The 7,374-nt window shown below is 60.8% G+C and carries 4 protein-coding genes; 2 read left to right on the plus strand and 2 right to left on the minus strand.

All coding sequences use genetic code 11. The features are described 5' to 3' along the window. Positions 1-572, minus strand: a 572-nt coding sequence (locus IK083_10335) for a hypothetical protein (GenBank protein MBR4749951.1), incomplete at its 3' end; no start/stop codon positions are given. A 1,199-nt stretch (positions 573-1,771) separates the two neighbouring features. Here IK083_10335 and pbp4b point away from each other — a divergent pair. Both pbp4b and IK083_10345 read left to right on the plus strand, forming a co-directional pair. Further along, positions 1,772-3,664, plus strand: coding sequence for a penicillin binding protein PBP4B (gene pbp4b, locus IK083_10340; protein MBR4749952.1), 1,893 nt, complete (start codon positions 1,772-1,774; stop codon positions 3,662-3,664). Positions 3,665-3,709: 45 nt separating this feature from the next. Further along, positions 3,710-5,230 carry a hypothetical protein gene (locus IK083_10345; GenBank protein ID MBR4749953.1) on the plus strand — a complete coding sequence of 507 codons (1,521 nt, stop codon included), beginning with the start codon at positions 3,710-3,712 and terminating at the stop codon, positions 5,228-5,230. A gap of 56 nt (positions 5,231-5,286) precedes the next feature. Here the strand turns inward: IK083_10345 and IK083_10350 are convergent, their stop codons facing one another. After that, positions 5,287-6,924 (minus strand): dienelactone hydrolase family protein, encoded by a 1,638-nt coding sequence (locus tag IK083_10350; protein ID MBR4749954.1) that lies wholly within the window; start codon positions 6,922-6,924, stop codon positions 5,287-5,289. Positions 6,925-7,374 lie beyond the last annotated feature (450 nt).

Raw genomic sequence — 7,374 nt, forward strand, 5'->3', positions numbered from 1 at the left:
CAGGGGCAGTCGTCCTCATAGTCCTTCATAAACACGGCCTGCCTGTAAAAGCGCTCGGCCTTGCCCTGGGGCGACCGGTCAAGCACCATGATGCGGCGCATCTGCCTGATGCGTTCGGGCGTGGCCTCCCGGGCAGCCACGGAGGGGCTGAAGACGCTATCGGCAAAGGGAATGGGCACGTCGCTGTATTTGCGGGAGGGTGACCGGTGGTCTATGACGATGGTGCTGCCGGAATGAGGCTGCAGGGCCAGGGCTTTGTCCAGCAGACGAAACACAGGCCCGCTGTCCGTGATCTCGTCCAGCGGGATGCTGATCCACTTGGTCCCCCGGGTCCTTTCGGGGAGGGAAAAGAGTTCCTTTTCCTCGGCGGACAGGGCGTCGGCGTTGCATTTCAGGTCGCAGCTCACCACCTCTCCGCCGGTCCTGCCGTCTATCCTGCGGATAAAGACGGCGATCCACTTGCCGGTGTCAGGGTGGGCGAGCACGGAGAAGCCCGGGACGCCGTCCCACTTCACTTCCTCGCGGACGTGGTATTTTTGCGCGGCATAATCCGTCAGATCGGATATTGTCATGAACGCGCCTCCTTTATATGATGCTGCCCGCCATCCCGCCGGAGCCGGGCAGACCCGCAGCAGAGACCGCGGCGGGATACTTATACCATTATATCACATTCCCGTCCATCGAATCAAGTGTAAATGCAAGAATAAAAGTCACAAAATATCCACGCGTCTCATGCCGGCATGACTGCGGCCGATTCAGAGGTCATCCCGGCGGCTGCGCCGCTGCGCCGCGTCATCCCGGCGGAAATGGCGCCGGCGGTCAATATAAACGTCATCTCGGCCCCCGCGCCGCTACCCGCGTCATCCCGGCGCCCGTATGTTGTCCCGTTCAATAACGACGTCATCTCGGCGGTGAGGGCCCTTCAGGCACTCACCGGTAAGAGATCCCCTGAGAAAGAACCGCGAGCCTTCGCCACGGACCAGGCCCAACGGGACAAAACATTCTTTCTCCCGGCTGTGAATATGATGCCGTGCCGGGGCCTTTCAGACAGTCTGAAGGGGATCTCTTATTCACCCCACGAATACCTTTATTCGTGGGGGCCCCGAATTACCGGTTTTCCCGAGGGGAAACCCGCCGAGATGACGTCTGAATTGGCCGCCGGTCCGTACGAGGCCCTCAAGGAAAAACGCTCTCCTGAGTATTCCCCTGCCCCGCGATACGGCCCCTCCCATTTGCCATCTCTGTCTGCGACAGAGCAATGAACGGGCAAACGGGCCCCACCGCAACCACCCCAAAAAATCTGCGATTTTTCGGGGACCCCGAAGTTGGGCCGAGATGACGCGGGGGTTGCCATTTCCGCTGGGATGACGGCGGAGAAGCGCCACCAGGTTCTTTCCGTCTCTGCTACAGCCGGGTCCTCCCCGTATGCCCTCTCCGGCTATGCCGGAGCAAGGAACGGGCAAACGGGTCCCGCCCGTAGATCTCTTACCGGTGAGTGCCTGAAGGGCCTTCACCGCCGAGATGACGTTGTTACTGAACGGGACAGAGAGTCTTTTCGTCCGCCGAGTGGCCCCCCCAACGGCTTTCAGCCGTCGGTTCCCCCACAGATCTCCAACGCCCTCGCTTCGTTCGTGCGCTGGGATGACGGCGGAGAAGCCGGGATGACGGGGTGTTTTTTTGTTCTTCCGGCGGGGAGAGGCGCTCTGCGGGGGCAAATATCTGCTACAATAATAGTGTAGTCACATCATTTTGACCGCAGAGGAGGACCTGTATGCTGCGCAGGCAATTATCGCGTATATTCATCATCATCGTCATTCTGGGCTTCATGGCGGCTGCCGCGGCCGCTCAGACGCTGAAGGCCGAGGCCGTGGACTCCGTCCCGGACGCAGGCTGGCAGGTAAAGGCCGTGTTCCCGGACTGGCGCGGCTACGTGGACGACACTCTGGCCATGAACAGCATGGCCAGCTTTGACGGCTGGCAGGGGCAGGGCTATTTTTACGTCACTCTGGCCCCTGGGGTCAGGAGCCTGCGTATGTTCGTCAACGGCAGAGAGGCGGACCTGTCCGGGCTGAAGGGCGGCATGAGCGCCCGCATCGACTATTCCCCGGTGGCCCGCAACGGCAAAAACACCGTGCAGGTGACGGAGATAGAGCCCGGTGACGCTGAGGACGCCGTGACTGTGCGCGCGCCCTACCCCACGGTCATACCCGGGACCCCGGAGGAGGCGGGCATCTCCCGCGACACTCTGGCTCTCATAGACGACCTGATAGCCTCCGACGTGCAATACGGCTTCCCGGGGGCCCAGCTGGCCATCATCCGGCACGGCAAGCTGGTGTACAACAAGGCCTGGGGCAAGGTGAACGCCTATCTCCCCGACGGCACTCCCAACAAGACCGGGGCTCCCATCACCACCCGCACCCTGTTTGACCTGGCCTCGGTCACCAAGATGTTTTCCGCCAACTACGCCCTCCAAAGGCTGCTGACCGAGGAGCGTTTTTCCATAGACGACCCGGTGTCCAAATATCTGGGGGACCGCTTTTTCGAGGACGTCATCGAGTATCCCTACGCCGACGGGGCCAATCCGCCCCTGGAGACCCAGCGCAGGTGGAAGGCTCAGATCACCATCAGAGACCTGCTCTACCATCAGGCGGGCTTTCCCCCCAGCGTGGAATACTACAAGATATATCCCAACGGCGACACCCTGCTTTTTGCCGGCTATGACGGCGACGAAAAGACCAAGGCCGCCACGGCGCAGGCCATCTGCAAGACGCCCCTGATGTATGAGCCCCGCACCCAGACCAAATATTCGGACATAGACTATATGCTGCTGGGCCTCATAGCGGAGCAGCTGGCCGGCAAGGACCTGGACACCTATCTGAAGGAGACCTTTTTTGAGCCCATGGGCCTCAAAAGGATCACCTACAACCCCCTGAAGCACGGCTTCAGAGCCGGGGACTGCGCCGCCACCGAGCTGAACGGCAACACCCGGGACGGCTCCATCGACTTTCCGGGCATCCGCACCTACACCCTGCAGGGCCAGGTCCACGACGAAAAGGCCTGGTTCAGCATGGGCGGCGTGTCGGGCCACGCGGGCCTGTTTGCCTGCGCTTCGGAGCTGGCCACCCTGGCCGGCGTCATGCTCACGGGAGGCTATGGCGAGCACCGCTTTTTCGACCGCAACGTCATAGACCTTTTTACCAGTCCCAAGAATGAGGACCTGGGCAACTGGGGTCTGGGCTGGTGGCGCAACGGCGACGCGCAGCGCCCCTGGTATTTCGGCACGGAGGCCGCCTCCAACGTCATAGGCCATCAGGGCTGGACAGGCACTCTGGTGATGATCGACCCGGCCAACGGCCTGGTGATAGCCTATCTGACCCACAAGATCAACTCCCCGGTCACGGACCCCGCCAAGAGCCTGAGCAGCTTCAACGGCAACTGGTACACCGCCTCCACCCTGGGCTTTGTGGCCCAGCTGCTCTCCATCGGCATGGACAGGAGCGAGGACGTGATGCCTCAGCTGGTGTCCCTGACAAAAGATATGGCAGGCGAGAGCCTGAAGCTGATACCCAAGGACGCCCCGGCGGGCCACCCTTCCCGCAGGAACGCGGACAGCAAGGCCGCCCTGGCGAAAAAATGGTCGCAAAAAATGACCGCCGCCAAATAGACAGTTTGAAAACGAGGCTCCTTCGGGAGCTCAAGGAGTAACGCTATGAAAAAACTGCTTTGTTTGCTCATCATATTGTCCGCCGCCCTGTCCGTCTCCGCGGCGGAGACCCGCTACAAGCCCCGGGAAATGTATACGTGGGACACCTGGCGCGAGGAAGCGGACGGCCTGATGCATATGTATTATCTGCAGTTACGGCCCGAAAAGACCCAGGCCCGGGAGGATGCGGGAGACTGGCTGGGCCACGCCACCAGTACTGACCTGATCCACTGGACCGAACATCCCTACGCTCTGGGCCCCGGGCCTGCGGGCACTCTGGACGAGCTGCAGCCCTGGACGGGCTGCGCAGTGTGGCATGAGGGGAAGATGTATCTCTACTACACCATGCGCGTAGTTCCCGAGCAGCGCATAGGCCTGGCCATATCCGAAGACGGCGGCTACACTTTCGAGAGATACAAGGGCAACCCGGTGATAGTCCCCGACGACCGCTGGTATATAGGCAGCCGGGACGTCATTGGCTGCATAGACTGCCGGGATATGTGCATAGTGCGGGAAGGAGACTGGTGGATAGGCTACTTTGCCGCCCGCACCAAGGGCCCCTCCCCTTCCGCTACCGCCTGCATAGGCTGCGCCCGCAGCAAGGACCTGCTCCATTGGGAGCAGCTGCCGCCCGCGTTTGCGCCGGGGAAATACGCCTGCATCGAGGTGCCCGACGTGTTTTATCTCAACGGCAAGTGGTATCTGACGGTGCTCTCCGCCCACGGCTACGGCAACCGGGGATTTTATCGTGACTCTCACGTGACTGCCGCCACCATATACGCCGTCTCCGACTCCCCCTACGGCCCTTTCAAAGAGCTGAAGGAAGGACAGATACTCATCACGGACAAGGGGGGCTACTCCTGCCGCAGCGTCATGTTCAGAGGCAAGCGCTACGAGATGTTTACCCAGGACGTGTTTCTGTCCCGCCCCTATGAGATGAAGACAGACGCCCGGCACCGGCTCTATCTGGCCTACCCATGGGACATACCCGAGGCCCGGCTGGGGACCGAGGCTGACCCGGCGGCCCTGCCCGCCCCTCAGAACATCTGCGCCCACGGGGCCTGGAACTTTATGGAGGGCCGGTGGACCGGCTCCGGCGGGCATTACAAGGGCTCCGCCAAGACCGGCTGGCAGTCGGCCAAGATCATCACCGACGGCACCGACAATATGGAGCTGGAGGCGGATATCACCATCAAAAAGGGAGCCTGCGGCATCATCTTCCATGACGCCAAGGGCTGGGACGCCTCCAACAGCGACGCCGGGGTCATATTCGACGCCGGGGAGCGCACCTGCTACATCACTCCGGTGATGGCCTTTGACAAGAACGAGAACGCCAGGGACTGCGGCATCAAAGCGGGGAAAAAGTTTCACGTGCACCTGGTGCGCTACTCCAACCGGCTGGACGTCTTTATAGACGGCAGGCTGGCCAATCAGGGGAAATGCGACGTGCCGGGAGACGTGAGAGGAGTGAATCTGCTCATAGACAGAGGCGAGGCGGAGGTGGTGATCACCTCACTGAGGAAATAGAAGAGCGAAGAAAAAAGGGAATGCGGCTGCATTCCCTTTTTGTTGTCTGCCCCGACCTACTTCAAGTGCTTCCGGAAGAACTCCTCCATCTTGTCAAAGGGGATCACGTCCATCTTGTAATACAGGTCCGTGTGGACGGCTCCGGGTATGATGAGGAGCCGCTTGTTGCCGGTGTATTTGTTGCCGTTGATCATGTTGCGGAAGGCGTCCCGGCTGAAAAACAGGGAGTGGGCCTTTTCGCCGTGGATCATCAGGACGGCGCTGCGTATCTCGTTGGAATACTGCAGGAGGGGCTGATTCATAAAGCTCATACAGCCTATCTCGTTCCACCCCTGGTTGCTGCCCACGGAGCGCTCGTGATACCCGAGAGGGGTCTTGTAATACTCCACGTAGTCTCTGACGAACTGAGGGGTGTTCTCGTCCAGGTCCTTGGGATCCGGCAGAGGCTGCACAACGCCGTAGGAGCCCTTTTTGAAGTCCTCGGTCCTCAGCTTGTTCAGGGCCTCTCTCTGTCTGTGCCTGGCTTCCTCGTTGTCATCCGCGTCGTTGTAGCCGTTGGCAAACTGCCGGGACATATCATACATGGTGGAGGTGACGGTGGCCTTGATGCGGGTGTCCAGGGCCGCCGCGTTGAGGGCCATGCCGCCCCAGCCGCAGATGCCTATGATGCCTATGCGCTCCGGGTCCACGTTGTCCTGCGCCGACAGCCAGTCCACCGCCGCCTGAAAGTCTTCGGTGTTGATGTCGGGGCTGGCCACGTTGCGGGGATAGCCGCCGCTTTCCCCGGTGTAGGAGGGGTCAAAGGCAATGGCAACAAAGCCTCTGGCGGCCATTTCCTGGGCGTATCTGCCGGACACCTGTTCCTTGACGGCCCCGAAGGGCCCGCTGACTGCCAGAGCCGGCAGCCTGCCGGAAGCGTTTTTGGGCTCGTAGAGATCCGCCGACAGGATGATGCCGTAGCGGTTGATGAAGCTGATCTTGCTGTGATTCACTCTGTCGTCCCGGTCAAAGGTCTTGTCCCAATCGGTTATGGGATCGGGAGGCAGATCTTTATATATTTCTTTTGATCTCTTATCCCATTCTTGAGCCAATTCCCTTAACCCCTGCGGCGTGCCCGTCACTATTTTTTTGGGCGGGATCTTTTCCTTCGATCCCCAGATCCATTCGTTCACTTCATCCTGGGAGGTATTGGCCGCAAAGCGTTTGCCGGGCAGCCAGTTGCTCCCCTTCGCCAGAGCCGACAGCTCCTTTTCCGCCGCGTCTATCCCGCCGCCCCCGGAGGTGCAGAAGGGTATCACCGTCTTGCCGGTCAGGTCGCAGGACTCCACAAAGGTGTATATTATTTTGGGCGCCAGGCCGTACCAGATGGGAAAGCCCACATACACCACTTCGTACTTTCCGAAGTCAAAGGGCGCCCCGCCGAGCTTCGGCCTGGAAGCAGGATCGTTTTTCTCCTTCATGGATCTGCAGTCCGGAGAGTGGTCCAGGTCCGCCTCGGTATAAGGTACTGCCGCCCGGATCTCATATAAGTCCACTTCCTCTGCACCTACATAGCTTTTCGCTATGAACTGTGCCACCTGTTTGGTGTTGCCCGTGGCCGAAAAATACGCCACCGCGATCCTGGGCGGCGCCGCGTATGCGGCCCAGGCCAGCAAAAAGACCAGGGCCAGGGTGATGCTCATAGTTTTTTTCATGTTCAAGTCCTTTTGTCTCTTGGTTCTGCAAGGTATATTACACCACTATTATAACACATACCCCCGACCCTTGTCATTGCTGATGGAAGCGCGGCGGCAGGCGCCTCCTCTCGTCATCCCGGCGGAAATGGCCACATGACAAGCGCGACAGCGCTCGGCCATTTCCGGGAAGGGACCTCGGGCGGGACCCGTTTGCCCATTCCTTACTCCCGCTCGCGGGAGGGGCAAACGGGGAGGACCCGGCCTGAGCAGTGACGCGAGGACAGATCGCATGCCCCGCGTCTTCCCGGCCTCTCCGCCGTCATCCCGGCGCCCGAACGAAGCGAGGGCGTTGGAGATCTGTGGGGGCACCGACGGCCATAGGCCGTTGGGGGGGCCACTCGGCGGAGAACGGAAAACCTACGGACGGGGCCCGCCAGCCGCATTCCTTACTCCCGCTCGCGGGAGGGG

Source organism: Abditibacteriota bacterium, assembly GCA_017552965.1.
In the GTDB taxonomy this organism is placed as follows: domain Bacteria; phylum Armatimonadota; class UBA5829; order UBA5829; family UBA5829; genus RGIG7931.